The sequence below is a fragment of the Haloferax marisrubri genome, assembly GCF_001469875.2.
GTDB lineage: Archaea > Halobacteriota > Halobacteria > Halobacteriales > Haloferacaceae > Haloferax > Haloferax marisrubri.
On record NZ_LOPW02000006.1, the window covers coordinates 67644 to 91920 of the forward strand.

Below are 24277 nucleotides of genomic sequence, written 5' to 3' on the forward strand. Positions count from 1 at the left end.
GCTTCCGCCGCATCGACCGACGACCGCACAGAGGCACCCGCGAACGCCGTTCCGAGACGGCTGTTTTCCACGATTTTCGCGCTCCGAACGACCGGCTACCGCTTGCGCGCGTCCCAGTAGAGGAGTCCGGCGGCGACGACGAGACAGACCGCCAGCCCCGCGAACGCGGCGACGTAGCTCACGTAGGTGGCGACGATGCCGACGTAGGCCGGGCCAATCGCGTTCGCGCCGAGGAACAGCGCCCGCGCGGCCCCGAGGTCGGCCCCGCGGTCGGCGTCGGGCGCGTTGTCCATGATGATGGCGTCCGCGAGGGGGAACTCCGTCTTGTAGCCGGCCGCGAGCGCGACGACGGAGACGTAGATGAGCGGGCGCGCCTCCACGGCCGAGAGGACGGCGAGCGCCGCCGCGGCCACGAGCATCCCGACGACGGCAATCGACTCGCGGCGGAACCGGTCGCTCAGGCTGCCGGCGACGGGTTTGATGGTGATGCCGACGGCGAAGACGATGGCGAACGTCGCGCTCGCCAACTGCTGGTCGAAGCCCTTCGCCTCGATGAGGTAGGTCGGAAAGAAGTTGATGACGCCGCCGACCATGAAGTAAAACAGCCCGAACGCGAGGAGCGTCCGGCGCTGTTCTGCGCTGGCGAAGAGGCGTCGGAGCGTCCCCGAGACGTGGAGTTCGGGCGACCCCACGGCGTAGCCGTCTCTCGACCAGAACGCGTAGAGGAGGGTGAGTCCGGCGAGGGCGACGGCGACGGGGAGGAACGGCGTCCGCCACGTCGCGTAGGTCAACGCGAGGATGGCGAGTCCCGACGAGACGAGGCCGCCGAGGTCGGTGCCGGCGGCGTAGAGGCCGAGCGCCCGGCCGCGGCGTTCGACGAACAGGTCTGATAGGAGCGCCCGCGAGGGGATGGCGAACAGTCCCTTCCCGAGCCCCGTGACGACGGCGGCGGCGACGAAGCCCGCGAGTCCGCCGGCGAGGCCGAACGTGGCGAAGCCGAGGACGAGGATGCCCAGTCCGGGGACGATGAGCGTCGTCCGCGTCCACCGGTCGGAGTACTCGCCGCCGGGGTACTGGGTGATGGCGTAGACGCCCTGAAACAGCGCCAGCGCGATGCCGGCGGTCGCCTCCGTTATCTGGAGCTCCTCGATGATGGTCGGCAGCAGCGGCGACAGGAGAAACCGACCCGTCTGGAGGACCGCCCACGCCAGCGACACGGTGACTAACATCCGACCCGGGTAGCCCGCAAGCAAGCGCTCGTCGGATGTCGGCTGTTGGTTCACATCCTCCGTACACCGACCTGCTACCAATGGGTTACGATTGCGGAACGTCGGTTCCGGTTGTCGGTGTCGCGGTTCTGAAGGCCGATTCCAGGAGCAAATAAACTCTATAAAGTTTACTACCGGATTTCGTGGAGACGGAACTATGCTGTGAAATGGCTACAAAACTAACTCAGAATATACAATTTTTACAAATTTTACAATTTCTAAAGTTTCCAAATATTTTAAACATAATTTAGTTTATCCAATTCGGTTCGGAGCTCCCTCTGACCTCGATGGCCGCCGCACAAATTTTTACCACCCGCGGCCGCGACGGTGCGGGCATGGACGCGACGGCAATCGACCACGTGAACCTCCGCATCCCCGCCGACGGCCTCGACGCCGCCGTCGGGTTCTACCGCGACGCGCTCGGCTTCGACATCGAGAACCGCGACCTGTTCGAGTCGGGCGAAAAGCCCTTCTTCTCCGTGCGACTCACCCCGGCGAGCGTCATCCACCTCCGCCCAGCCGAGGACTTCGAACCGCCGGCTGAGACCGCCTTCGACCACGTCGCCATCGAGTTCGCCCACGACATCGACGAACTCCGGGACCACCTCGAAGCCGCGGGCGTCGAAATCGACCGCCAACTCGAACCTCTCGGGGCGACGGGCGTCGCGCCCGCGGTGTACGTCACCGACCCGTTCGGCTACACGCTGGAACTGAAAGCCGCGCCCGACGGCGACTGAGCCTCACAGCACGTACTGCGCGACCGAGTCCATCACTTTTCGCTCCGCCCGGCGCAGGTGTTCCTCGGCGGTGCGCCGCGAGACGCCCATCTCGTCGGCGATGGTCGCGGTCTCGATGCCGCGCGGGAGGTCGTAGTAGCCGCCGGCGTGGGCCAGTCGGAGCGCCTCGCGCTGGCGGCCGGTGAGCGCGGGCATCGCGTCGGCGGGGGCCAAAAGCGGGCCGCTCCCGCTGGCGAACGACACCGCGCGTTTGGACTCGACGCTCACGTCGAAGCCGCTGTCCACGAGGTCGCGGAAGCACGCCGTCAGGTCGTCGGCGGAGACGGCGAGCAGGCGGCACACTTTGGCTCCATCGCGGTAGCGAAGCGGCGGCACGAGGAGCAGGCCGTGTCTCCGCACGTAGCCTTCGATGTGGTCTATCTCGTGGTCTCGGAGACAGTCGGCGGTGACGACGACCAACTCGTCGCCGCGCTCGACCGACGCCGCCACGCCGACGGTGTCGCCGACGCGGTCGAGCACGTCGCTTCCGACCCCGCCGCTCACGTGGAGCATGTCGCAGTGCTCGTTGCACCACAGTTCGACGCTCGCGGCGTTGCCCGCCGTCGCCGCCGCGTAGGCGCTGTCGTCCCTGATTCGGAGGCTCGCCTCGTACATACGCGGACCGTGGTTCGCCGACAATATATAAACACCACACCACACGGTGGGGGAATTGCTACCCGTGTCGCGCCCGAAGTCTGTGGTATGCACGACCAGCAATCGTCGGCGCGTCGGGACCGACTCGGCGACCCGAGCGACGAGTGGCGCGCGTATCAGGGCGCGCCCACCGGGACGGACATCGAGTGCAAGGGGTGGCGACAGGAGGCGGCGCTCCGGATGCTCAACAACAACCTCGACCCCGAGGTGGCCGAGCGCCCCGAGGACCTCGTCGTTTACGGCGGAACCGGCCGCGCCGCCCGCTCGTGGGACGCCTACGACGCGATTCTCGCCGAACTCCGCGACCTCGACGACGACGAGACGCTCCTCGTCCAGTCGGGCAAGCCGGTCGGGAAGTTCCCGACCCACGAACGCGCCCCGCGCGTCCTCATCGCCAACTCCAATCTCGTCGGCCGCTGGGACGACTGGGAGCACTTCCACGAACTGGAGGCCGAGGGGAAAATCATGTACGGCCAGATGACCGCCGGGTCGTGGGCGTACATCGGCACGCAGGGCATCATTCAGGGCACCTACGAGACGCTGGCCGAACTCGCCCGACAGCACTACGACGCCGACCTGCGGGGCAAACTCGTCGTCACCGGCGGCCTCGGCGGCATGAGCGGCGCACAGCCCCTCGCGGTGACGATGAATCACGGGGTCTGCATCGCCGCCGAGGTGCAGGCCGACCGCATCGAGCGCCGGGTCGAGACGGACTACCTGATGGAGTTCGCCGACTCGCTGGACGAGGCGCTCGAAAACGCGAAGGCAGCCATCGACGCGGGCGAACCCTACAGCGTCGGCGTCCAGATGAACGCCGCCGACATGCTCGAAGAACTGCTCGCGCGCGACGAGATTCCGGACGTGGTCACCGACCAGACCAGCGCCCACGACGAACTCGAAGGCTACTACCCGAGCGGCTACACCGTCGCGGAGGCCGACCGACTCCGCGAGGACGACCCCGAGGCCTACGTCGACGCCAGCCTCGACACGATGGAGCGCCACGTGCAGGCCATCCTCGACCTGCAGGACGCGGGCGCAATCGCCTTCGAGTACGGCAACAACATCCGCGGACAGGTCCAGAACCACCGCGGAATGACGACCGCCTTCGACTTCCCGGGCTTCGTCCCGGCGTACATCCGCCCGATGTTCTGCCGCGGGCGCGGGCCGTTCCGGTGGGCCGCGCTCTCCGGCGACCCCGCCGACATCCACCGCACCGACGAGGCGATTCGAGAGCTGTTCCCCGACCACGAGTCGCTCATGCGCTGGATAGACCTCGCACAGGAGCAGGTGTCGTTCCAGGGGCTCCCCTCGCGCGTCTGCTGGCTCGGTTACACCACCGACGACGAGGGGCTCACGGAGCGCGCCCGCTTCGCCCTGAAAATCAACGACCTCGTCGCCTCGGGCGAGATCTCCGCGCCGGTCGTGGTCACCCGCGACCACCTCGACGCCGGGTCGGTCGCCAGCCCGTACCGAGAGACCGAGGCGATGCGCGACGGCACCGACGCGGTCGCCGACTGGCCCATCCTGAACGCGCTCCTCAACACCGCCGCGGGCGCGGACATCGTGAGCGTCCACGACGGCGGCGGCGTCGGTATCGGCAACTCGCTGCACACGAACAACCACGTCGTCCTCGACGGTTCGGACCTCGCGGCGAAGAAGGCCCGCGCCGTCTTCACGACCGACCCCGGCATGGGCGTCATCCGCCACGCCGACGCCGGCTACGAGGACGCACTAGACGAGGCGACTCGGTCGAACGTCCGCATCCCGATGCGGGACCACGACGCGGCCGACCGCGCCGACTGCGCGGCCGAAGACGGCGGCCACGCGACCGAGACCGGCGAATCCGCCGACCGAGGTGACGAATGACCCGAACCGCCCCGCCCGCGTGGGAGGGAACGTCGTCGGACCCGAACGACGAGCAGTTCGGCCACGTCGTCTCCCCGACCGAAATCGAGGACGCGGGCGACTTCCGCGCCGTCCTCGTGGGCGAACCCTACGACGGGGCAGTCATCGGTCGGCGCGGTGCCCGCGAGGGCCCCGCCGCGATTCGGCGCGCCCTCGCCGGCGTCAAGACCCACCACTTCGACGAGGGGCCGGTCGCCGGCGTCGCCGACCTCGGCGACCTCCCAATCGAGGCGTACAACGACGGGGAGGACCCCGAGAACCACGTCGCGGACGTACAGGCCATCGTCGCCGACGAGGCCGCGGCCGTCTACGAGCGCGGCGCGCTCCCGGTCTTCCTCGGCGGCGACAACTCCCTGACCGTCGGGAACGTCACGCCGCTTCTCGGCGGCGACGACTCGGTCGGGGTCGTGAGCTTCGACGCCCACCTCGACTGCCGCGACCCCGCCGACGGGCCGACGAGTGGGACGCCCTACCGCCAACTGTTCGACGCCGGTCTCGACCGCCTCGCCGTGGTCGGCGCGCGACACTTCGAGACCTCGACGGCCTACGCCGACTTCCTGCGCGACTCGGGTGGCACCATCCTCACCGCCGACGAGGTCGGCCGCGGCCCCGTCGAGACGGCGGACTTCGCCCTCGACGCCGTCGCCGCCTGCGACCGCGTCTTCGTCAGCCTCGACGTGGACGTGTTGGACCAGACGGCCGCGCCGGGCGCGAGCGCGCCGACCCCCGGCGGCGTCACCACCCGCGAACTGTTCTCGATGCTTCGCCGCGTCGCGGCCGACCCCCGCGTCGTCGGCTTCGAGGTCGTGGAGTGCGCGCCGCCGCTGGACGACGAGGACGGTCGGACCGTCAGCGCGGCCGCCCGTGCGGTCGCCCACTTCCTCGCGGGGGTGACGTCCCGTGACTGACGCGGGTTCCACGGCCGGCCTCACAGTCGTCCACGACGCGGCCGAACTGGTCGTCGGCCCCGACGAGGGAACCGGCGTCGTCGTCCTCGAAGACGCCGCGTTCGCCGCGCTCGACGGCGAGGTCGTCGCCGTCGGCCCCACGGCCGAAGTGCTCGCGGACTACCCGGTCGAAGACGCCGAGACGGCCATCGACGCGACCGGCAAGACGGTCCTGCCGGGGTTCGTCGACCCGCACACCCACGCGCTGTTCGCGGGTGACCGCTCCGACGAGTTCGTGGCGAAGCTCCGCGGCGCGACCTACGAGGAGATTCTCGCCGACGGCGGCGGCATCCTCCGCACCGTCGACGCGGTCCGCGAGGCCTCCGACGACGAGTTGGCGGCGAACCTCGCGGAACACCTCGACGCGATGCTCGCCCACGGGACGACGACGGTCGAGGTGAAGACCGGCTACGGCCTCGACACCGAGACCGAACTGCGGATGCTCTCGGCCATCGACGCGGCCGGCTCGGACCACCCGGTGGACGTGATTCCGACGTTCATGGGCGCGCACGCCGTCCCGCGCGGCATGGACGCCGAGGAGTACACCGAGTCGGTCGTTTCCGACCAACTCCCGGCGGTCGCCGAACAGGGCCTCGCGGAGTTCTGCGACGTGTTCTGCGAGCGCGGCGTGTTCACCGCCGAGCAGTCCCGCCGGATTCTGGACGTGGGCCGCGACCACGGCCTCACGCCGAAGATTCACGCCGACGAGTTCGCCGCCATCGGCGGCACCGACGTGGCGGCCGCGGTCGGCGCGGCCAGCGCGGATCACTTGCTTCACACCGGCGGCGCGGGCCGCGAGACGCTCGTCGAAGCCGGCGTGACCCCCGTGATGCTCCCGGGCACGGCGTTCGGTCTCGGAGCCGACTACGCCGACGCCCGTGCCTTCCTCGACGCGGGCCACGAGGTCGCGCTCGCCACCGATTTCAACCCGAACTGCTTTGCTCGAAGCATGGGATTCGTCGCCACCCTCGCCAGCGTCGGCATGCGAATGACACCTCACGAAGCGATTCGGGGCGTCACGAGCGCCGCCGCGGGCGCGCTCGACCTCGACGACGGTACGGGAACGCTCCGCACCGGCGCTCCGGCCGACGCCGTCGTCCTCGACGTGCCGACCGCGACGCACCTCTCGTACCGGTTCGACACGAACCCCGTTTCGACCGTGCTGAAATCGGGGGTGGTCGTCCGTGAGTGACGCCGGGTCGCTCCCCGAGTCGGTCACGCTTGACGGCGCGTCGCTGACGCCGGAAGACGTGGCGGCTGTCGCCCGCCACGACGCCCCGGTCGAACTCGCCGCCGAGTCGCGCGAGCGGATGCGCGAGTCGCGCGAGCGCGTCGAATCCGTCCTCGACTCCGGCGAACCGGTGTACGGCGTCAACACCGGCTTCGGCCACCTCGTGGAGACGCACATCGACCGCGAGGACATCGAGCGCCTCCAGACGAACCTCGTCCGCAGCCACGCCGCCGGCGCGGGCCGCGAACTCACCCGCGAGGAGGTCCGGTCGATGATGGTCAGCCGGGCTAACACGCTCGCCAAGGGATTTTCGGGCATCCGACCCTCGGTGGTCGACCTGCTCGTCTCGATGCTCAACGAGGGCGTCCAGCCGGTCGTCCGTTCCCGCGGGAGCCTCGGCGCGAGCGGCGACCTCGCACCCCTCGCGCACATGGCGCTCGTCCTCATCGGCGAGGGCGAGGCCCGCGTCGACGGCGAGCGACTGCCGGGCGACGAAGCCCTCCGCGCCGCCGGCTTGGAGCCGGTGACGCTCGCCTCCAAAGAAGGTCTCGCGCTCATCAACGGGACGCAACTCACGGTCGGCCTCGCCGCGCTGTTCGTCGTCGACGCCGAGCGAACCGTCGAGGCGGCCGACGCCGCGGGCGCGCTCACCACCGAAGTCACGATGGGCACCACGGCGAACTGCGACCCCGCCATCCACGAGGTCCGCCCCCATCCCGGCCAGCAGGAGAGCGCGGCCGCGATTCGCCGCCTCACCGACGGCTCGACCGTCCTCGAATCGCACAAGGACTGCGAGCGCGTGCAGGACGCCTACTCGATTCGCTGTCTCCCGCAGGTCCACGGCGCGGTCAGAGACGCCGTCTCGCACCTCCGCGAGGCCGTCGAGGTCGAACTCAACAGCGTCACGGACAACCCGCTCGTCTTCCCGGCGGGCGCGGTGGACGAGCGTGCACCCGGCACCGACGTGGCCGCCGTCGTCTCCGCCGGCAACTTCCACGGCGAACCGCTGGCGCTCCGCCTCGACTACGCCGCCGGCGCGCTGACCGAACTCGCGGCCATCTCCGAGCGCCGGACCGACCGGCTGCTCAACCCGGACGTACAGGAGTCGTACCTCCCGCCGTTCCTGACCGAGCACAGCGGCCTCCGCTCCGGCTACATGATTGCGCAGTACACCGCCGCGGCGCTCCTCAACGAGTGCCGGTCGCTCGGTCGCCCCTCCATCGACTCGACGCCCGTCAGCGGCGGGCAGGAAGACCACGTGAGTATGAGCGGCCAGAGCGCCCTCAACGCCCGCACGGTCGCCGAGAACGTCGCGACCATCGTCGGCGTCGAACTCCTCTGCGGCTCGCAGGCGGCGGAGTTCCTCGACGAGAGCCTCGAACTCGGGACCGGCACGGGGGCCGTCCGCGACGCGATTCGGTCCGTGGTTCCGCCGCTGGACGAGGACCGTCGCCTCGACGGCGAACTGGAGACCGCGGCCGACCTCGTCCGGTTCGGCGCGATTCGCGCGGCCATCGCGGACGCCGGGCTCTCCGGCTGAACGGGCGCGCTCTCGTCTGTCATTAGACGGAACTGCGGGCGTCGAATCCGAGGCCGACGGGCGACCGTCGTCCCCGACTGCAAAAAACAACCATCGCGTACCGCGTCGCCGATGCCGACGGTGGTACCGGAACCGCCGGTCGCCGGCTCAGAGGTTCCCGTTGATGATGTCCGCGACGCGCTGTCGGTCGAACAGCTGTTCGTCTTCCGGTATCTCGGGGTACGGTCCCTCGCTGTACTGAGGCCACGCGCCGAACCGGTCGGGGTAGAGCTGTTTGGCGGTCATCTCCAACTGGAACAGGTTGAGTATCGGCCCCTGATAGCGGCCGCCCTGCGCGTAGACGCGGTCGTTCTTCACGGCCGAAATCTCGGCACCGACGGGGTCGTCGCGGAGGCCCGCGCGGATGTCGGGCATGCTCGTGTTCGGGTGCATCCCGCCGAGCGTAAGAATCACGTCGGGGTCGGCTTCGAGGAGCGTCTCGAAGTCGACGGTCGAGCCGGATTCCACGTCGTCGCCGAACGCGCTGACCGGCTTCAGCGGGCGGGTGTGGGCGGTCAGGAAGCCCGGCGTGCTCAGGTTGTAGGCGTAGATTGATTCGAGGTCGCTCGGGCCGAGGAGCACCGCGGTCGGCCGGTCGGCCTCCGCGGGGAGGTCCGCCGAAATCGCCGCGAGAAGCTCCTCGCGGACCGCGGTGAGCGCCTCGTACTTCGCCTCCTCCTGCAGCACCTGCGCGACCTTGGCGAATATCTCCCAGAGGCCGTAGTACTCGTAGGCGTCGGCCCACTCGGTCGGCGGCGTTTGATGCCGCGCGCTGAAACTGTTGCCGAACCACGGACCGATGTTCTCCTCGATTTCGTCGAGGTCGTCTTGGCTCCAACTGCCGAGCGCGGAGACGCTGGCGGGGTCGGCGAGGTGCACGTCGCTGTCGAGTTCGTAGAGCCGCTCTTTCGACGGCTCCCACGACGAGTACAGGCCGGTCCAGTCGAGTTCGACGCCGGGGAGTCGCGGCGTGAACTGGTTCCACAGCGCGTCGTAGTAGTCCGGGGCGTGCATCGAGTTGACGGCGTCGCCGTGGCCGAGCGCGAACGCCATCCCCGCGTGGTGGGTCAGCCGCGTGAAGATGCTCTCGGGGACCGATTCGAACGTCACGTCGCCCATCGGGGCCATCGACACCGTGTACGAGTCGCCTTCGGCCGTCGACTCCGCGGTCGACTCGCTCGTTGCCGTCGATTCGGCGGTCGTGGTGGTGTCCGTCGCGGCCGCGTCCGTCGCCGTCGCGTCCGACTCGGACGAACCGGTACAGCCGGCGAGCAGTCCGCCGGCGGCGACCGAGCCGCCGTAGGTCAAGAACTTCCTGCGCGTTGGTCCGTCGCTGTCTGCCATCGTATTTTTAGGCCGGCCTAATACATATAGGCGTACCGATTTAGGCCGGCCGAAATTACGAAACGGATTTATCCGTCTGGGATTGGCTAAAACCATGGACCAAGACCTCGTCGACCAGGCGACGCGCACGCGCAGAGCGTACCTCAAGGGCGGCGGCGCGCTTCTCGCGGGCGGCTTGCTGGCCGGCTGTGCCGGACAGAACGACGCGGAATCATCGCCGGACGCGACCGAGACGGCCGCGGCGACGGATGCGACCGAAGCGTCTACCGAGACAGAGACGGAGGCCGAACAGACCGGGTACACGGTGTCGATGTCCCCGGCCGGCGACGTGACGTTCGAGTCGGTCCCGGAGGACGTGATGGTGTACAACCTCGTCTACGCCGACGCGGCGGTCGCCTTCGGCCACGGCGACGCGGTGAACTCCCTCGGCTTCGACAGCGACGCCGGCGGCCGGACGCTCGACGCCTACTACGAGCGCCTCGACGGCGTCTCGTTCGACCGGAGCGACCTCGCGCAACTCAACTCGGGGTCCGGGAGCGTCAACATCGACAAGGAACTCGTCTACGAACTGGACTCCGACCTCCACCTCGTCGACCCGGCGCTCGTGGCAGGCTTCGACGGGTGGGACCAGTCGGACGTCGAGGAGATTCGCGAGCAGGTCGCGCCGTGGTTCGGCAACGCCTACAGTCGCACGCACGCCCAGCCGCCCGAGCCGTACGCCGCCGACTACCAGTACTACACGCTCTGGGAAATCGTCGAGAAAGTCGGACAGGTGTTCCAGGAGGAAGACCGCTACGCGGCGCTCGAAGCGGTCCACAGCGACCTCCTCGACACGATTCAGTCGGACCTCCCGTCCGAGTCGGAGCGGCCGACCGTCGGCGTCGTCATCTACATGGACGAGACGTTCTACCCGACGAAAATCAACGCCCCCGGCTTCGCGACCTCGCACATCCGCCCGCTCGGCGTCACCGACGCCTTCGCGGCCGGCGACGTGACGTTCGAGACCTCCTACGACTTCGAGACGATGCTCGAAATCGACCCCGACGTACTGCTCCACAGCTACGGTATCGACTCCTACTACGACGTGGCGTCGATTCAGGAGACTCTCGAAGACCACCCCGTCGGAAGCGAACTCAGCGCGGTCCAGAACGACCGCGTCTACCCCTCGGGGACGCCGGTTCAGGGGCCGATTATGAACCTGTTCCAGACCGAGATGACGGCCAAACAGCTCCACCCCGACCAGTTCGGCGCGTGGCCGGAGTACACCGGCGGTGCCTATCCCGAAATCCCCGAAGACGAGCAACTGTTCGACCGCGAGCGCGTCGCCGACATCGTCAGCGGCAACTAAGCCGACTCGTCTTCCCGACGACTGTCTCCCTCCCGCTCGATTCCGACGGGCGGTTCTTCCGCCTCGCTCGGTCTGCTCGGCCGCTTACCAGAGTTGGACCGCGGGCGTCCCGCAGTCGTCGCAGACGATGGCGTCGTTGTCCTTGTAGCTCCCCGTCACGAGGTCGCCCTCGCAGTAGGTGCAGTCCTCTTCGTCGAACGATTCGAGCAGATGCGTGGATTCGGCCATATCCGACGATTCGGCTCCAGTCGTAAGAACATTTCTACGGTTCGATATATCGCGGTCCGTGACACTCCCGAGAACGGCTCTGTTGAAATCCTCAGTCACAGATAGTTTGTGAGACCGTGCTGAATACAGCGCGCAAGTCGGTCATCACGCTCACCGGTGCCCGAACAAATCACGTTTTCATTTTCGCCGTGAGAGCGGTATGCCGAATGCTTATACAGTTCATCCGGCAACTAGAGGTAAGATGGCCAGTTCGACTCGTAACGGCGATTACAACGAAGGCGAGATTCGTCTCTGGCAAGAGGATGGCTGGTGGATTGCGAGGGACGTCGATACGGGCGTGACCACGCAGGGAGAGTCCAGAGAAGAAGCCCTGGACAACCTCGACGATGCTGTCGCAGTCCATACTGGCGAACGGGGCCGCGAACCGACGGACGAAGAACTTCGCGCGCTGGGAATCGACCCCGCGAACAACACCACAGGCGACCAGGAACCACCGGACGTCCTCGACTAATCGATGGGGCGGCGAACGTTTTCAGGGGTGGAGGTCGTGAAAGTGCTGGTCAACGTCGGCGGATTCGAGTGGCGACGAACGACTGGTGACCACGCTCAACTGTACTACGAACACCCGACGAACGAAGCAGACCGCCGACAGGTAACCGTCCCGCTGCATAGCGAGTTACGTACCGGGACGCTCCGAAGCATCGCTGAGAGTGCCGGAGCACACGATTTCGATGCTTTCTGTGAATGGATAGACGAACATTCCTGATTTTCACCGTGGTATCACTCTCAGCCACCGGTTTCGGGTCTTGAGTCGGTCTCAGCGAGCGTGCTGAATCCGGCGTACAAACAGGACACACGAGTACATCACATAGCGACCCGAACGGCCACTGCCACTCTACTACGAGAATATTCAGTTCGAGCCAGCGTTTCGCCGGCAACAGATGCGGCTCACGATGCGGGACCGCAAAACGGTGGATTCCGGGGGAATTGTGGTGGGGTGCCCGGTGTGGTGGTGATGGATTGTCCGGGCGCAGGAAGCTCCCCGGAGGAGCGTGGGAACGTGTCGAGGGAACGGCGAGTCAGACTTAGTAGCCCAGTTGCTCGCGGATGAGGACGACGGTGGTGCGGCCCTCCTCGACTTCCTGCCGGAAGATGAGCTGCTTCGCAATCATCGACTCGACGCCGTAGGCCTCCTTCGCGCGCTCGTTTTCGAGGGGGTACGCGACGGACTCGAGGCGGTCGAGCGCGTCCTGAAGCGTCGGCACGATTTTGTTGACGCCGCTGACGATGACGACGTTGCTGGCGGCGAAGGGGTACGCGCCGATGCGGCTCCCGGAGAGGTCCGCGGCGACGAGTTCGCCCGTCTGGGCGATGGCGTTGATGCCGCCGAGGAAGTAGTCGGCGGTCTGGGAGTCGCGGCGGGCGGCCTGTCGCTCCGCGTCGTCGTCGATGCTCCAAATCTGGTCCGGCAGGCTCTCCCACTCGTGGTCGCCCTCGCTCAGGTAGTCGTCGAACCCGATTTCTTCGAGGGTGGTCGAGTGGCCGTTCATCACGGAGACGCCGGCGGGGATGTGCGACTGCAGGGTTTCGAGCGCCTCGTCGGCCGTATCGACGACGACGACGTCGAACCCGCTCGCTTCGAGGTTCTCGACGGTGGCTTCGACGACCTCGTCGTCGGGGAGCTGGTCGAGGTCGGCGTCGATATCGGCGTCGTCTGCGTAGTCAGATTTCTGCTGAGACATGTGTGAGTGTGGTGGTGGAGTCGGTGGGTGCTCCGACGAACGTGTGTAGCGCCTATCGGGTGTTAAACGCTCGCTGACGGTGGTGTCAGGTGGTTACAGACGTGTTACCGGGCTCGTTGGGGACAGGTCGCCGATGCGGTGACTGCCCTTCCGGCGACTACCGGCGACTCCCCTTACTCTAGCCCGAGCACGTCGCAGAGCGCCGCCACGTCGAGATTGTCGGCGACGAGCGCGGCGGCGCGGTCGTAGGGGTCGCTCGATGCGCCGGCGTCCGCGTCGGCTTCGGCCGTCTCCGACGCCGGCCGGTCGCGCCCGGCCGACTCGTACACGGCGTCCACGAACGCGTTCCGCGGCGAGTCGTTGGCGAACAGGTCGTGGATGTACGTCCCCGCGACCCGCCCGAGCGCCGCGCCGTCGCCCGAAACGGGGGTCGCGTCGCCGACGATTCGGCTGTCGCCCATGTGTATCTCGTAGCCGTCGATGGTCCCCGTCGCGCCGGCCAGCGGTCCCGCGCCGTCGAACTCGACGGAGACGGGTTCGACCCGCTTGTCGCGGGAAAAGCGCGTGACTATCGGTAGGAGGCCGAACCCCTCGACCGTCTCGTCGGCCGCCGTCCCCTCGATGTCGGCGTTCTCGATGGTCTCGCCGAGCAGTTGGTAGCCGCCGCAGATGCCGACGACCGGGCCGTCGAAGCCGGCGAGTTCGCCGTCGAAGCCGGCGTCACGGAGCGCGAGCAGGTCGTCGACCGTGTTCTTGCTGCCGGGGAGGACCACCCCGTCGATGCCGTCCAGCGTCGCGTCGAGCGGGAGGTAGGCGACCCGGACGCCCGGCGTCTCGGCCAGCGGGCCGAAGTCCGTCGCGTTCGAGATGCGCGGGAGTCGCGGCACGCCGATGGTGACCGCGTGCTCGGCCGCGATGCCGTCGTCGTCGCCGACGGTGGCGCGCTCGCCCTCCGCGGGGAGCGCGAGGCTGTCTTCCTCCGGGAGACCGGGGTCGTCGTAGGGAAGCACCCCGAGGACGGGCACGCCGGTGCGCTCCTCGATTTCGTCGAGCCCCGGTTCGAGGAGGCTCGGGTCGCCGCGGAACTTCGTGATGACCGCGCCGACGACCCGCTCGCGCACGTCCTCGGGGAGTAGTTCGAGCGTCCCGAGCAGGCTGGCGAAGACGCCGCCGCGTTCGATATCGGCCGCGATGAGGATGTCGGCGTCGGCGAAGCGGGCGGTCTCGATGTTGGCCAAATCGCGGTCGTGGAGGTTTATCTCGGCAATCGAGCCGGCCCCCTCGGCGACGACCACGTCCGACTCGGTCGCCAGCCGACGATGCGATTCGACCGCCGCCTTGCGGGCGTCCTCCCAGTGGGTCGCGTAGTAGTCGCCCGCGGAGTTGAGACCGACCGCTCGGCCGTGGACGACCAGTTGCGAGGTGCCGTCGCCGTGGGGCTTGAGCAGGACCGGGTTGTGGTCGGTCGTCGGCGCGACCCGCGCGGCGCGGGCCTGCACGTACTGCGAGACGCCGATTTCGCCGAAGTCGTCGCCGTCGGCGGTCGCGACCGCGCGGGCGTTGTTGCTCATGTTCTGCGCCTTGAACGGCGCGACCGAGAGGTCGCGGTCGGCGAACAGGCGGCAGAGTCCGGCCGCGACGGTGCTCTTGCCCACGTGGCTCGCGGTCCCCGCGACGAGGAGGGTCGGCGTCGTCATCTGCCGGGAGTCAGGGCCGCGCGGTTCAAAGGTGTTCGTTTCGCAGGCGCGAAGGGGAGTCCGCGCCTCCTTCGGCGGAAGGTCCGAACCACTCGCCGACGACGTTCCCCGCCATACTGTGGTGGTCACGTCGATTCTGTGAAATGTTGCCGGAAGTGATGCGTTTAGTTCGCTCGCCCGCTCGGTCTATCATGAATGAAGAAACAGTTACTCGTGACGGACTTCCTCGACCGGGCCCGGACGTACTACGGCGATTACGAGGCTGTCGTCGGCGTCGACGGTGAGCGATTCACCTACGCGGAGTTCGGCGAGCGGGTGGACAGGTTTTCAGCGGCGTTACAATCGCGCGGCGTCGAGAAGGGCGACCGGGTCGCGGTGCTCGACCCTAACACGCACTACCACCTCGAAGCGGCCTTCGGCGCGATGCAGTGCGGCGCGCTCCACGTCCCGCTGAACTACCGGCTCACGACCGAGGACTACGAGTACCTGCTCTCGGACTCCGGCGCGAGCGTGGTCTACGCCGACTACCAGTACGCGGGGAAAATCGAGGCCGTCCGCGACGACGTGCCCGCCGAGGTGTTCGTGACGAACGACCCCACCGCCGTCGACGGCGACTGGCTCGACTTCGAGGCGTTCCTCGACGAGGCCGACGCCGACGACTACGAGCGCCCCGAGATGTCCGAGGACGAACTCATCACCATCAACTACACGTCGGGGACGACCGGCGACCCGAAGGGCGTCTGCCGAACCCACCGCACCGAGTCGCTCCACGCCCAACTGGTGACGATTCACCACCACATCGCCGACGACGACGTCTACCTCTGGACGCTCCCGATGTTCCACGTCAACGGCTGGGGCCACATCTACGCCGTCACCGGCCGCGGCGCGAAACACGTCTGCACCCGCGGGGTCGACGCCGAGCAGGTGTTCGACGCCATCGCCACCGAGGACGTGTCCTTCTTCTGCTGTGCGCCGACCGTGCTGTCCATCCTGCGCGAGTACGCCGAGGAGCACGACCCGGCCTACACCGGCGACAACCCGGTCCGCGTGACCGCCGCCGGCAGCGCCGCGCCGAGCGCGACGATTCGCCACACCGAGTCCGAGTTCGGCTGGGAGTTCACCCAACTCTACGGCGCGACCGAGACCGGCCCGCTCATCGCGACCTCGGACGCGAACCGCCTCATTCCCGACGAGGGCGGCCTGCGCTTCTCGCTCAAACAGCGGCAGGGCGTCGCCCCGCTCGGGACCGACCTGCGCGTCGTCGACGAGGACGGCGAGCGGGTCCCGCGCGACGACGCCACCATCGGCGAGGTGGTCGTCCGCGGCAATCAGGTGATGGAGAAGTACTGGAACAAGCCCGACGAGACCCACGACGCGTTCAACGACCGCCTCGAAGGCTGGTACCACACCGGCGACCTCGCCGTCGTCAACGAGGACGGCATGATAGCGATTCAGGACCGCAAGAAGGACATCATCATCTCCGGCGGCGAGAACATCTCCTCGGTCGAACTGGAGGACACGCTGTTCGACCACGACGCCGTCGGCGACGTGGCGGTCATCCCCGCGCCGTCCGAGAAGTGGGGCGAGACGCCGAAGGCGTTCGTCGTCCCCGCGAACGGCGACGTGGAGAACCCCGGCGTCACCGCCGAGGAGTTGACCGAGTACACCCGCGACCGCCTCGCCGGCTACAAGGCCATCCGCGAGTTCGAGTTCGTCGAGGAGATTCCCAAGACCGCGACCGGCAAGATTCAGAAGTACGAACTCCGCAAGCGCGAGTGGGACGACGAAGAGCGGATGGTCGGACAGGGGTAAGCGGCGACGGCGGTTTGACCACCGACTAGTCGGTCATTTTCGACTGCTATCTCTCGATAATTCGACCGTTCGTCCGCAAGATATTATTGACTCTCCGAATATATCGTATCTAAGATGTGTCTCCCGAGTTCAGGAGACGCCTCCGCCGGCGCGATTCTCTACGTCGCGGCCGACGGCGTTGTCTCCGATTCGGTCGTCTCAGCGCTCCGAGACGCCTTCGAGCGTCCGGTCACGCGCGCCGAGAGCGCCGACGCCGCGCGCTCGGCGCTCGCCGACCGACCCGTCTCCTGCCTCGTCGCCGCCGCCGCTCTCCCCGACGGAACCGACTTGGACACGCTCGTCTCTCCCGACGACGCTCGCGCCGAGTACCCGGTGGTCGTCTACGCCGCCGCCGGCGACGAGGCCTTCGCCGCCCGCGCCGTCTCGCTCGGCGTCAACGACTATCTGGTCCGCGACGACGCCGACGACTCTCACGCGGAACTCGTCGAGTCTGTCCGGTCGCTCGTGAACCCGGACGTCGGCGACTCGCGCCCCGGCACACGGAGCCACCGCGTCATCGCCGAGGCGATGGAAGACGGCGCGTTCGTCCTCGACGCGGACAGCCGCGTCGAATACGTGAACCCGCGAATTGAGGAGATAACCGGGCGCGCCTCCGAGTCGCTCCGTGGCGAGCAGTTCGAGTCGCTCGTCGACGCCGGCCTGTTCCCCGCCGACGAGTACGACCGGTACCAGAACGCCGTCTCACGGGTCCTCTCGGAGGGCACCACCGAGCGCCTCGACGTTCGGTTCGTCGACGCCGAGGGCGACCCGCGGCTGTTCGAACTCCAGCTTTCGCCGGCCGCCGACGGCGAGAAGGTGACCGGCGTCGTCGGCATCCCGCGGGACGTGACCGACCGCGAGGTCGCCACCACCCAGCGGGGCGAACTGCTCGAACGCATGACGGACGCCTTCTTCGCTCTCGACACCGACTGGCGCTTCGTCTACCTCAACGACCGCGCGAGAACCGTCTTCGGCGAGGTTCGAGAGCCGGTCCTCGGCGAGCGCATCTGGGACCGCTACCCGTCGGTCGCCGACACCGAACTGTACGAAAAGTACCACGAGGCGATGCGGACCCAAGAGCCGGTGACGTTCGAGACCTACGCCGAGCAGTACGACGGCTGGTTCGAGGTTCGCGCGTACCCCTCGCCGTCGGGGCTGTCGGTCTACTTCCGCGACGTGACGACGCGGAAGCGCTACCTCCAAGCCCTCGAATCGACCAACCAGCGCCTCGAGACGCTGCTGCAGAACCTGCCGGTCATCCTCTCGGCGTTCGACTCCGAGGGCGTGTTCACCCTGTCGGAGGGTGCCGGACTGGAGTCGCTCGGCCGCGAACCCGGCCAGGTGGTCGGGCAGTCCGCCTTCGAACTGTACGACGACACGCCCGCGGCCACCGACGCCATCGCCCGCGGCCTGTCGGGCGAGGCGGTCGACACGCGAATCGAGTACCGCGGCGCGGTCTACGACGTGTGGTACCGTCCCGTCTTCGACGACGACGGCGAGGTGTCGAAGCTCCTCGGCGTCGCCATCGACGTCACCAACCGCGCCCGGTTGGAGGACGGTCTCCGGTCGCTACAGGCGGTCACGCGGGACCTCATCCTCACCGAGAGCGTCGAGGAGGTCGCGACGCTGGCTGCCGAGGTCGTCCCCGAACTCGTCCCCGGCACCGAGGCCGCCATCTGGCTCGCCGACGACGGCGGGGGCCTGTCGCCGGCCGCTTCGACTGCCGAGGGGTTCGAGTCGGCGGGCCGAATCGAGACCGCGTCGGTCGATTCCGGGTCCGACGCCCTCACTCGGGCCGACGCGGCGGCCGTCGACGACCGGCTCCTTCCCGCTGGGTCGGCGGCGTCGTCGGTCTTGCGCGTCCCGCTCGGGAGCCACGGCCTCCTCGTCGTTTCGACCGACGGCGACGCCTTCCTCGACGTGGACGAGGATTTAATCGAACTCCTCGGCTCCACGGTCGCCACCGCGCTCTCTGCGACCGTCCGCGAACAGGAACTTCGCAACCGCGAGGCCGACCTCGCGGCGGCCAACGAGCGACTCGACGACTTCGTCTCCATCGTCGCCCACGACCTCCGCAACCCGCTCGCGGTCGCCACCGGCTACCTCGACCTCGGGATGGAGTCGGGCGAGCGGGCGCATCTCGAACGCGCCGCCAACGCGGTCGAGCGGATGTCCGAACTGGTCGAGGAGGTTCTCGACCTCGCACGCCAGCGGACGCCCGTGGTCGACGCCAAACCCGTCGACCTCGCCCGCGTCGTCGACCACGCGTGGCGCTTCGTCGACACCGACGACGCGACGCTCGTCCGCGAGGAGTTGTTCGTCGTCGAGGGCGACGACGGCCGCCTGCTCAGGCTCTTCGAGAACCTGTTTCGGAATGCTGTCGAGCACGCGGGGCCACCCGACGACCCCCTCGCCGTCCGCGTCGGCGCGCTCGACGACCGCACCGGGTTCTACGTCGAGGACAACGGCGTCGGCATCCCCGAGGAGACGCGCGAACGCGTCTTCGACCACGGCTACACCACGACGCCGCGGGGAACCGGCTACGGCCTCGCCATCGTCCGCGACATCGCCGACGCCCACGGCTGGTCCGTCTCGCTCGCCGAGTCGGCCGAGGGCGGCGCGCGGTTCGAGTTCGTGACGCAGCCGGGACGGCCGCAGACGACTGATTCCGAGAAACCAGACGAATGACACACACGATACTCATTGCCGAAGACGACGAACCGATGCGACAGATGATAGTCGAGACGCTCTCGGCGTACGACGTGGTGCCCGTCGAGGACGGTGAGGCCGCGTGGGCGTATCTGACCGACGACGACGCGCCGGACCCCGCTCTCGCCATCTTCGACGTGATGATGCCCGAACTCGACGGGTTCGGGACGCTCGAACGACTTCGCGGGGCGGACGACGACGACCTCGCGTCGCTCCCTGTCGTCGTTCTCACCTCCCGCGGGCGCGAGGCCGACGTGCTCCGGGCGCTCGACCTCGATGCTACCGACTTCGTGACCAAACCCTTCAGACCGTTCGAACTGCGCGCCCGCGTCGAACGAATCCTCTCATGAGCCGACTACACGCTCGTAACCACGGTGTCTCGTCATGCTAATCGCCACTCTCGTCGCTGCGTTCGGCTTCCTCATCGTCGCCGGCGTAACCCAACTTCGCGGCTACCGACTCGGCGGCACGATTACGCTCGGCGTGCTCGCCGTCTACACGCTCAAGAACTTCGCGATGTTCCCGGTGTTCCTCCTGAGCACCCTGCTCGCCTACGTCGGTCTCGACTTCTTGAAGCGCCGGACGCTCATTTACGGCCGCAGCGAACTCCTCGCGGCGATTCTCGTCGGGACGCTCATCCCGGTGACGCTGTTGGCGACGCTCTCTCAGTTCTCGGGCGACGTTCGAAACATTGCCTTCGTCGGCAGCATCCTGCCGGGGCTGGCTGCCTACAACTACCACCAGATGAAACCGGGCCACCGCCGGAACGACGCGCTCGCGACGCTCGTCGTCTTCGCCGGCCTCGTGACCGTCGGCGCGGCGCTCGTTTCGCCGGGAATCGCGCGGGCCGTCGGCGGGCTCACGCCCGCGGTGCTGTTCAGCGAGACTTCAGAAATTGCGGTCCTCCGCGGGGCGGTCGTGCCCGACTCGCCCGAATCGTCGCTCATGCCTCGCCAGAGCCTCGTGTTCGTGCTCGTCGTCGGGATGCTCGCCGCCGAGTGGCTTCGCTCACAGTTCGACGTGCGGACCGGCGTTATCGCCGCCGCACTCGTGGCCGTGTTCACGGTCGAGAGCCGCTGGTTGTTCGTTCTCTACGTCGTCGTCGCCGCGTTGTCGTATCTCTTCATCACGGCCGTCCACCGCCGGACGCTCCGGTACGGGCGGGTGCTCCTGGGTGCGGGGTCGGCGTTCGCCGTCGTCGTTACTCTCGGGTTCACCGTTTTGCTCCCTATCTCGCGCGGCCTCGCGGCGTTCTTCGTCGGCGTCGTCGCGGGCGTCATGGCGTACAACGCTCACGCGACCGCGCCGAAAGAGCGGCAGCTCGTCGCCCCGCTCCAACTCGCCGTGTTCGTCCCGATGCTGCTTCTCGTCCGCGCGCTCGCGGCCCCCGGACCCAACGGCTTCCCGCAGGCGCTTTCGGTGCCGGTGGTCACCGCCGGGGTCGTCGTCACGCTCGGCGCGTTCGCCTTCGCGTATGTCCAGACCGTGCGGCAACCGGACGACGACGCCGTGCTCTCGGCGTCGGTGCTCTCGGGAGGTGACGGGTCGTGAGCGACACCGCTTTTGAGGTCTACGGCCGCGGCTTCGGTTGGTGTTGGCGGCTCCGAGACGGGAGCGAACCGGTCGCCCACTGCGGGAGCCACTACGACCGCTCGAAAGACGCCCGGATGGCCGTCGACCGCGTCAGAAGCGCCGTCGCCGAGGGCGACGCCGCGGCGACGTTCGCGGGACCGGCAGTTCGGTCAGCCGCGTTCGTGACCGAGCGCTACCCCGACGCCGCCGGCGAGTACGCCGCCGACGGACACGACTGGGTCTGGCGACTGGAGACTGACGACGAGACGCTCGCACACAGCGCCCAGCAGTACCCCTCCGAGGACGCCGCCCGCGAGTCGACTGCGCGGTTCGCCGCGACCGCGAAGGGCGCGCTTCCGGTGTTCATGGTCGGCGCGGAGCGCGACTGGCAGGCCGACCCCGACCCGGTCAGCGTCGGCCTGCCGTCGATACGCGAACTGCTCTCTGAGTTCTCCCGCGGCCGCCGCCACCGCGAGGCACTCGACCGCTTCGACACCCGTATCGTCGTCTCCGGGTCGCGCGGGAAGTCATCGACGACCCGCCGCCTCGACGACGTGTTCAACCGCCGGGGCTACGACACGTTCACCAAGATAACGGGTAACTACCCCGTCGTCATCCACAACGGCGAAGTCTACCCCATTTCGCGGCTCGGTCCGCGGACGACGCTCTACGAGAACATCAACGTCATCGGCGAGTTCGCCCCCGAACTCGACGCTTACGCCCCAGACGACATCGGTATCTTCGAGAACCAGGCGATTACCGAGTACACGACGGGGCTCGTCAACCGGACGTTTGTCGACCCCGACGTGCTCGTGTTGACCAACGTCCGAAACGACCACAACGACACGCTCGGCCGGCGACGACAGGACATCGCTCGGTCGCTCGCCCGGGCGGTCCCGGCGGACACCCACGTCATCAGCGGCGAGCAACATCCGGTCATTCACGACTATATGCGCGAGGAACTGGAACACCGCGGTGCGACCATCGAGCAGGTCGAGGTCCCGCCGCGCCACGCGGACCTCATCGGCGCGGAGACCGTCCACGCCATCGACGCCGTGTTGGAGTGGCTCGGCGAAGACCCGCTCCCCGCAGGCGAACTCGACGCCTACCTCGACGCGATGCAACCCGAGTGGTCACGCGTCCCCGGTGGCCGTGTCTACAACGCCGCCGAGGTCAACGACGTCGAGAGCACCGAACTCGTCCGCCGCGCCCTCACCGAGGACGACGAGCAAATCCTCCCGTTCGTCTACCTTCGCATCGACCGCCGGGGGCGGACGGCCTCGTTCGCCGAGTACGTGAACCTCCTCGCCGAGCGCGACTGCATCGACCGCGTCAGGGTCGGCGGCGCAGAGACCGGCGCGTTCGCCCGCGCCGTCGACGTGCCCACAACCCAACACACCCCCGACGACGACGCCGGCGCGGTCCTCGACGAGATGCTCGCCGAGGGCGATCCGGTCGTCCTGATGGGCAACACCGTCGACGACTTCATGCGCGACATGGAGGTCGCCATCGCCGAGCGAATCGCGGCGTACAGGGATACGACGGTCGCCGAGGGTGCGGACTCCGTGGCGGCGGTCCCGAGCCACACCGTGCTCGACTCGACCGACAGCTGAGTTCCGAGTTCGAACGACGACAGGACTGGACGGTATCGTGGCCCACACTTTTGATTTCGGTGATTCTCGATTCCTTAGATTCGGAAATCACGCCCCCTTTATATGCTCTCGGCGGTCGTCCGTTCATTTGTTAGGTGAAAGACAATGGCCGCTAACTCACAAATCGAGATGCTGGGGAACAGAATGGACTTCGACTACTCGCAGGGCGTCACGGGCTACGTGCTCGTGCTGACTCGCCTCATCACCGGCTACTGGTTCCTCCACGCCGGTGTGACGAAGATCGTCGGCGAGCCGTTCAACGCCGCAGGCTACCTCGCGAACGCCCCCGCCGCCTCGCCGCTGCAGGGCTTCTTCGCGTGGGCCGCCGCGACCCCGTGGCTCCTCGACTTCACGAACTTCATGATTCCGTGGGGTGAGGCTCTCATCGGTCTCGGGCTCCTCGTGGGCGCACTCGTCCGGCTCGCCGCCTTCTTCGGCGGCGTCCTGATGGTGTTCTTCTACCTCGGGAACGCCGACTGGAGCCACGGACTGGTCAACGGCGACCTGTTCGGCCTCATGATGTTCGCCATCGTCGGCACCCTCGCCGCGGGCCGCATCCTCGGCCTCGACGTCATCATCGAGAAGATGGAGTTCGTCCGCCAGCGCCCCGCGCTCAAGTACCTCCTCGGCTGAGCGGGACCGTCCTTCCCCCGCGCGGCCGTGTCGGTGCGCCGCGGTGACCACCAACGCCACCGCACCCGGCGCGCTTCGGCGAGACGCGAGACGAGAACTGAGAGACGAGACTGATTTTCTCCGATTACTTCCTATCGAGCCTGCTGAGGCCCTGCCAAATCGCTTCGATGAGCTTCGTCTCCCCGTCGAGTTCGTCCGTCGCGTCGTCTTCTCCCGCCGTCTCGCCCTCACTTTTGACCTCCTCCCAACCCCGAGCGATGGCGTCTTCGAGGACCGAAAGCGAGTGGTTCTCGAAGTTGTTCATGCCTCGGAACGATTCGAGCGCCGCGACGGCCTCGTCGTCGAACTCGCCGCTCGGGGTCCCGTCGTAGAAGCCGAGCTCCGACAGCGTTTCGAGGACCGCCTCGGCAGTCTCGCCCGACAGCGACATGGTTTCGGCGGGCGCTTCGCGCTCCAAGAGCGTGATGTCGTACAGCTTGAACACGCGTTCGAGTTCGTCTATCGGGTGGGCGTGGTCGTCGACGCGCACGTCGACCCAGCGGTCGTTGCCGCCGTCGTAGCCCCCCTCGGGCTTGGCGATGTACATCGCTGCGGACTGCTCGCCGCGCTTGTCGCCGCCGGCGTCGTTGCCGGCGTGGAGTGCGGCGAGCAGGCGTTCCGGGAGGCCGCCGTCGGTCGTCTCGAACGCCTCGGCCATCGCGTCGAGCGTCGCCTCGTTTTCGAGGATGTTCCCCTGGACGGTGTAGTGGTCGCCCTGAATGTCGCCGGCCACGTCGAAGCACTCGTCGCCGGTGAACGCCGCGACGCTCCCGTCGCCCCCGACGACGCCGACCTGCCTGCTCGGGGCCTCGTCGTCGGCGTCGGTCAGTTCGGCGACGACTTCCTCGGCCGAGTGGCCGTCGCGCAGGAGGTCCAATCCGTCGGGGCCGTAGGCGACGTTCGCGAAGCTCTGGGTGGCGATTGCGCCGGCGTCCGCGCTGACGAACGGGACGACGGAGCCGACGCTCACGAACTTCGACTGGACGGCCACGCCGACGGCGTCCTGTTCGGGGTCGCGGGCGACGATTGAGAAGGTCGACGGTCGCGGTGTCATGGTCCGAACCGACGGACGCCGGGCGAATAAGGGTTCACGTTCCGGTGG

Annotated in this window: 21 protein-coding genes; 14 read left to right on the plus strand and 7 right to left on the minus strand. The window is 67.9% G+C overall.

What is annotated here, in order from left to right; translation table 11 throughout:
• Positions 1-95 precede the first annotated feature (95 nt).
• Entirely contained in the window at positions 96-1229 is a 1134-nt protein-coding gene (locus AUR65_RS06295; protein WP_058566035.1) for an MFS transporter, read from the minus strand.
• A gap of 374 nt (positions 1230-1603) precedes the next feature.
• Between AUR65_RS06295 and AUR65_RS06300 the strand changes: the two genes are divergently transcribed.
• Positions 1604-2005, plus strand: a complete 402-nt coding sequence (locus AUR65_RS06300; protein ID WP_058566036.1) for a VOC family protein — start codon at positions 1604-1606, stop codon at positions 2003-2005.
• 3 nt (positions 2006-2008) lie between these two features.
• Here the strand turns inward: AUR65_RS06300 and AUR65_RS06305 are convergent, their stop codons facing one another.
• Positions 2009-2659, minus strand: a complete 651-nt coding sequence (locus AUR65_RS06305) for a helix-turn-helix domain-containing protein (protein ID WP_058566037.1) — start codon at positions 2657-2659, stop codon at positions 2009-2011.
• A gap of 87 nt (positions 2660-2746) precedes the next feature.
• Between AUR65_RS06305 and hutU the strand changes: the two genes are divergently transcribed.
• The 4 genes from hutU to hutH are packed head-to-tail and all read left to right on the plus strand — an operon-like array spanning position 2747 to position 8321.
• Positions 2747-4564 carry a urocanate hydratase gene (gene hutU / locus AUR65_RS06310; RefSeq protein WP_058566038.1) on the plus strand — a complete coding sequence of 606 codons (1818 nt, stop codon included), beginning with the start codon at positions 2747-2749 and terminating at the stop codon, positions 4562-4564.
• Positions 4561-5511, plus strand: coding sequence for a formimidoylglutamase (gene hutG, locus AUR65_RS06315; protein ID WP_058566039.1), 951 nt, complete (start codon positions 4561-4563; stop codon positions 5509-5511). The genes hutU and hutG overlap by 4 nt, the downstream gene beginning before the upstream one ends.
• Complete coding sequence (gene hutI, locus AUR65_RS06320) at positions 5504-6742, plus strand: imidazolonepropionase (protein ID WP_058566040.1); 1239 nt, start codon at positions 5504-5506, stop codon at positions 6740-6742. Before hutG ends, hutI begins: the two co-directional genes overlap by 8 nt.
• Positions 6735-8321: a histidine ammonia-lyase gene (hutH, locus tag AUR65_RS06325; RefSeq protein WP_058566041.1), complete on the plus strand. Its 1587-nt coding sequence runs from the start codon at positions 6735-6737 to the stop codon at positions 8319-8321. The genes hutI and hutH overlap by 8 nt, the downstream gene beginning before the upstream one ends.
• A gap of 147 nt (positions 8322-8468) precedes the next feature.
• Here the strand turns inward: hutH and AUR65_RS06330 are convergent, their stop codons facing one another.
• Positions 8469-9704: an ABC transporter substrate-binding protein gene (locus AUR65_RS06330; protein ID WP_058566042.1), complete on the minus strand. Its 1236-nt coding sequence runs from the start codon at positions 9702-9704 to the stop codon at positions 8469-8471.
• Positions 9705-9798: 94 nt separating this feature from the next.
• Between AUR65_RS06330 and AUR65_RS06335 the strand changes: the two genes are divergently transcribed.
• Positions 9799-11052, plus strand: a complete 1254-nt coding sequence (locus tag AUR65_RS06335; protein ID WP_058566043.1) for an ABC transporter substrate-binding protein — start codon at positions 9799-9801, stop codon at positions 11050-11052.
• An 84-nt stretch (positions 11053-11136) separates the two neighbouring features.
• On the opposite strand, the gene AUR65_RS19885 is transcribed toward AUR65_RS06335, so the two are convergent.
• Complete coding sequence (locus tag AUR65_RS19885) at positions 11137-11280, minus strand: HVO_A0556 family zinc finger protein (protein WP_199180570.1); 144 nt, start codon at positions 11278-11280, stop codon at positions 11137-11139.
• Between the two features lie 241 nt (positions 11281-11521).
• Here AUR65_RS19885 and AUR65_RS06340 point away from each other — a divergent pair, with 241 nt between their 5' ends.
• A complete protein-coding gene (locus AUR65_RS06340; protein ID WP_058566044.1) occupies positions 11522-11791 on the plus strand; it encodes a type II toxin-antitoxin system HicB family antitoxin in 270 nt (89 codons plus the stop codon).
• A 3-nt stretch (positions 11792-11794) separates the two neighbouring features.
• Positions 11795-12046 (plus strand): type II toxin-antitoxin system HicA family toxin, encoded by a 252-nt coding sequence (locus tag AUR65_RS06345; RefSeq protein ID WP_084816377.1) that lies wholly within the window; start codon positions 11795-11797, stop codon positions 12044-12046.
• Between the two features lie 319 nt (positions 12047-12365).
• Here AUR65_RS06345 and AUR65_RS06350 read toward each other — a convergent pair whose 3' ends face one another.
• Together AUR65_RS06350 and AUR65_RS06355 are read right to left on the minus strand one after the other, a co-directional pair.
• The gene (locus AUR65_RS06350) at positions 12366-13022 is read right to left on the minus strand and encodes a lactate utilization protein (protein ID WP_058566045.1); all 657 of its coding nucleotides are present in this window, start codon (positions 13020-13022) and stop codon (positions 12366-12368) included.
• Positions 13023-13195: 173 nt separating this feature from the next.
• Positions 13196-14719 carry a cobyric acid synthase gene (locus AUR65_RS06355; protein ID WP_058566046.1) on the minus strand — a complete coding sequence of 508 codons (1524 nt, stop codon included), beginning with the start codon at positions 14717-14719 and terminating at the stop codon, positions 13196-13198.
• 195 nt (positions 14720-14914) lie between these two features.
• On the opposite strand from AUR65_RS06355, the gene AUR65_RS06360 reads away from it, so the two are divergent.
• The 6 genes from AUR65_RS06360 to AUR65_RS06385 all read left to right on the plus strand — a co-directional run bounded on the left by AUR65_RS06360 (position 14915) and on the right by AUR65_RS06385 (position 23136).
• Complete coding sequence (locus AUR65_RS06360) at positions 14915-16531, plus strand: long-chain-fatty-acid--CoA ligase (RefSeq protein ID WP_058566047.1); 1617 nt, start codon at positions 14915-14917, stop codon at positions 16529-16531.
• 114 nt (positions 16532-16645) lie between these two features.
• Positions 16646-19258: a PAS domain-containing protein gene (locus AUR65_RS06365; protein WP_058566048.1), complete on the plus strand. Its 2613-nt coding sequence runs from the start codon at positions 16646-16648 to the stop codon at positions 19256-19258.
• Positions 19255-19629 (plus strand): response regulator transcription factor, encoded by a 375-nt coding sequence (locus AUR65_RS06370; protein ID WP_008093966.1) that lies wholly within the window; start codon positions 19255-19257, stop codon positions 19627-19629. Before AUR65_RS06365 ends, AUR65_RS06370 begins: the two co-directional genes overlap by 4 nt.
• 34 nt (positions 19630-19663) lie before the next feature.
• Entirely contained in the window at positions 19664-20830 is a 1167-nt protein-coding gene (locus AUR65_RS06375) for a poly-gamma-glutamate biosynthesis protein PgsC/CapC (RefSeq protein WP_058566049.1), read from the plus strand.
• A complete protein-coding gene (locus AUR65_RS06380) occupies positions 20827-22464 on the plus strand; it encodes a folylpolyglutamate synthase/dihydrofolate synthase family protein (RefSeq protein WP_084816378.1) in 1638 nt (545 codons plus the stop codon). Before AUR65_RS06375 ends, AUR65_RS06380 begins: the two co-directional genes overlap by 4 nt.
• A 183-nt stretch (positions 22465-22647) precedes the next feature.
• Positions 22648-23136: a DoxX family membrane protein gene (locus AUR65_RS06385; protein ID WP_058566110.1), complete on the plus strand. Its 489-nt coding sequence runs from the start codon at positions 22648-22650 to the stop codon at positions 23134-23136.
• 124 nt (positions 23137-23260) lie between these two features.
• Here the strand turns inward: AUR65_RS06385 and AUR65_RS06390 are convergent, their stop codons facing one another.
• Positions 23261-24229 carry a DUF1028 domain-containing protein gene (locus tag AUR65_RS06390; RefSeq protein ID WP_058566050.1) on the minus strand — a complete coding sequence of 323 codons (969 nt, stop codon included), beginning with the start codon at positions 24227-24229 and terminating at the stop codon, positions 23261-23263.
• Positions 24230-24277 lie beyond the last annotated feature (48 nt).

Bases quoted from the DNA above. Each gene is read 5' to 3' on its own strand.
- AUR65_RS19885 (WP_199180570.1), bottom strand. From the start codon at position 11,280: ATGGCCGAATCCACGCATCTGCTCGAATCGTTCGACGAAGAGGACTGC.
- AUR65_RS06300 (WP_058566036.1), top strand. From the start codon at position 1,604: ATGGACGCGACGGCAATCGACCACGTGAACCTCCGCATCCCCGCCGAC.
- AUR65_RS06350 (WP_058566045.1), bottom strand. From the start codon at position 13,022: ATGTCTCAGCAGAAATCTGACTACGCAGACGACGCCGATATCGACGCC.
- AUR65_RS06345 (WP_084816377.1), top strand. From the start codon at position 11,795: ATGGGGCGGCGAACGTTTTCAGGGGTGGAGGTCGTGAAAGTGCTGGTC.
- AUR65_RS06330 (WP_058566042.1), bottom strand. From the start codon at position 9,704: ATGGCAGACAGCGACGGACCAACGCGCAGGAAGTTCTTGACCTACGGC.
- AUR65_RS06335 (WP_058566043.1), top strand. From the start codon at position 9,799: ATGGACCAAGACCTCGTCGACCAGGCGACGCGCACGCGCAGAGCGTAC.
- AUR65_RS06355 (WP_058566046.1), bottom strand. From the start codon at position 14,719: ATGACGACGCCGACCCTCCTCGTCGCGGGGACCGCGAGCCACGTGGGC.
- AUR65_RS06305 (WP_058566037.1), bottom strand. From the start codon at position 2,659: ATGTACGAGGCGAGCCTCCGAATCAGGGACGACAGCGCCTACGCGGCG.
- AUR65_RS06390 (WP_058566050.1), bottom strand. From the start codon at position 24,229: ATGACACCGCGACCGTCGACCTTCTCAATCGTCGCCCGCGACCCCGAA.
- AUR65_RS06360 (WP_058566047.1), top strand. From the start codon at position 14,915: ATGAAGAAACAGTTACTCGTGACGGACTTCCTCGACCGGGCCCGGACG.
- AUR65_RS06385 (WP_058566110.1), top strand. From the start codon at position 22,648: ATGGACTTCGACTACTCGCAGGGCGTCACGGGCTACGTGCTCGTGCTG.
- AUR65_RS06295 (WP_058566035.1), bottom strand. From the start codon at position 1,229: ATGTTAGTCACCGTGTCGCTGGCGTGGGCGGTCCTCCAGACGGGTCGG.
- AUR65_RS06375 (WP_058566049.1), top strand. From the start codon at position 19,664: ATGCTAATCGCCACTCTCGTCGCTGCGTTCGGCTTCCTCATCGTCGCC.
- AUR65_RS06340 (WP_058566044.1), top strand. From the start codon at position 11,522: ATGGCCAGTTCGACTCGTAACGGCGATTACAACGAAGGCGAGATTCGT.
- hutU (WP_058566038.1), top strand. From the start codon at position 2,747: ATGCACGACCAGCAATCGTCGGCGCGTCGGGACCGACTCGGCGACCCG.
- AUR65_RS06365 (WP_058566048.1), top strand. From the start codon at position 16,646: ATGTGTCTCCCGAGTTCAGGAGACGCCTCCGCCGGCGCGATTCTCTAC.
- AUR65_RS06370 (WP_008093966.1), top strand. From the start codon at position 19,255: ATGACACACACGATACTCATTGCCGAAGACGACGAACCGATGCGACAG.
- hutG (WP_058566039.1), top strand. From the start codon at position 4,561: ATGACCCGAACCGCCCCGCCCGCGTGGGAGGGAACGTCGTCGGACCCG.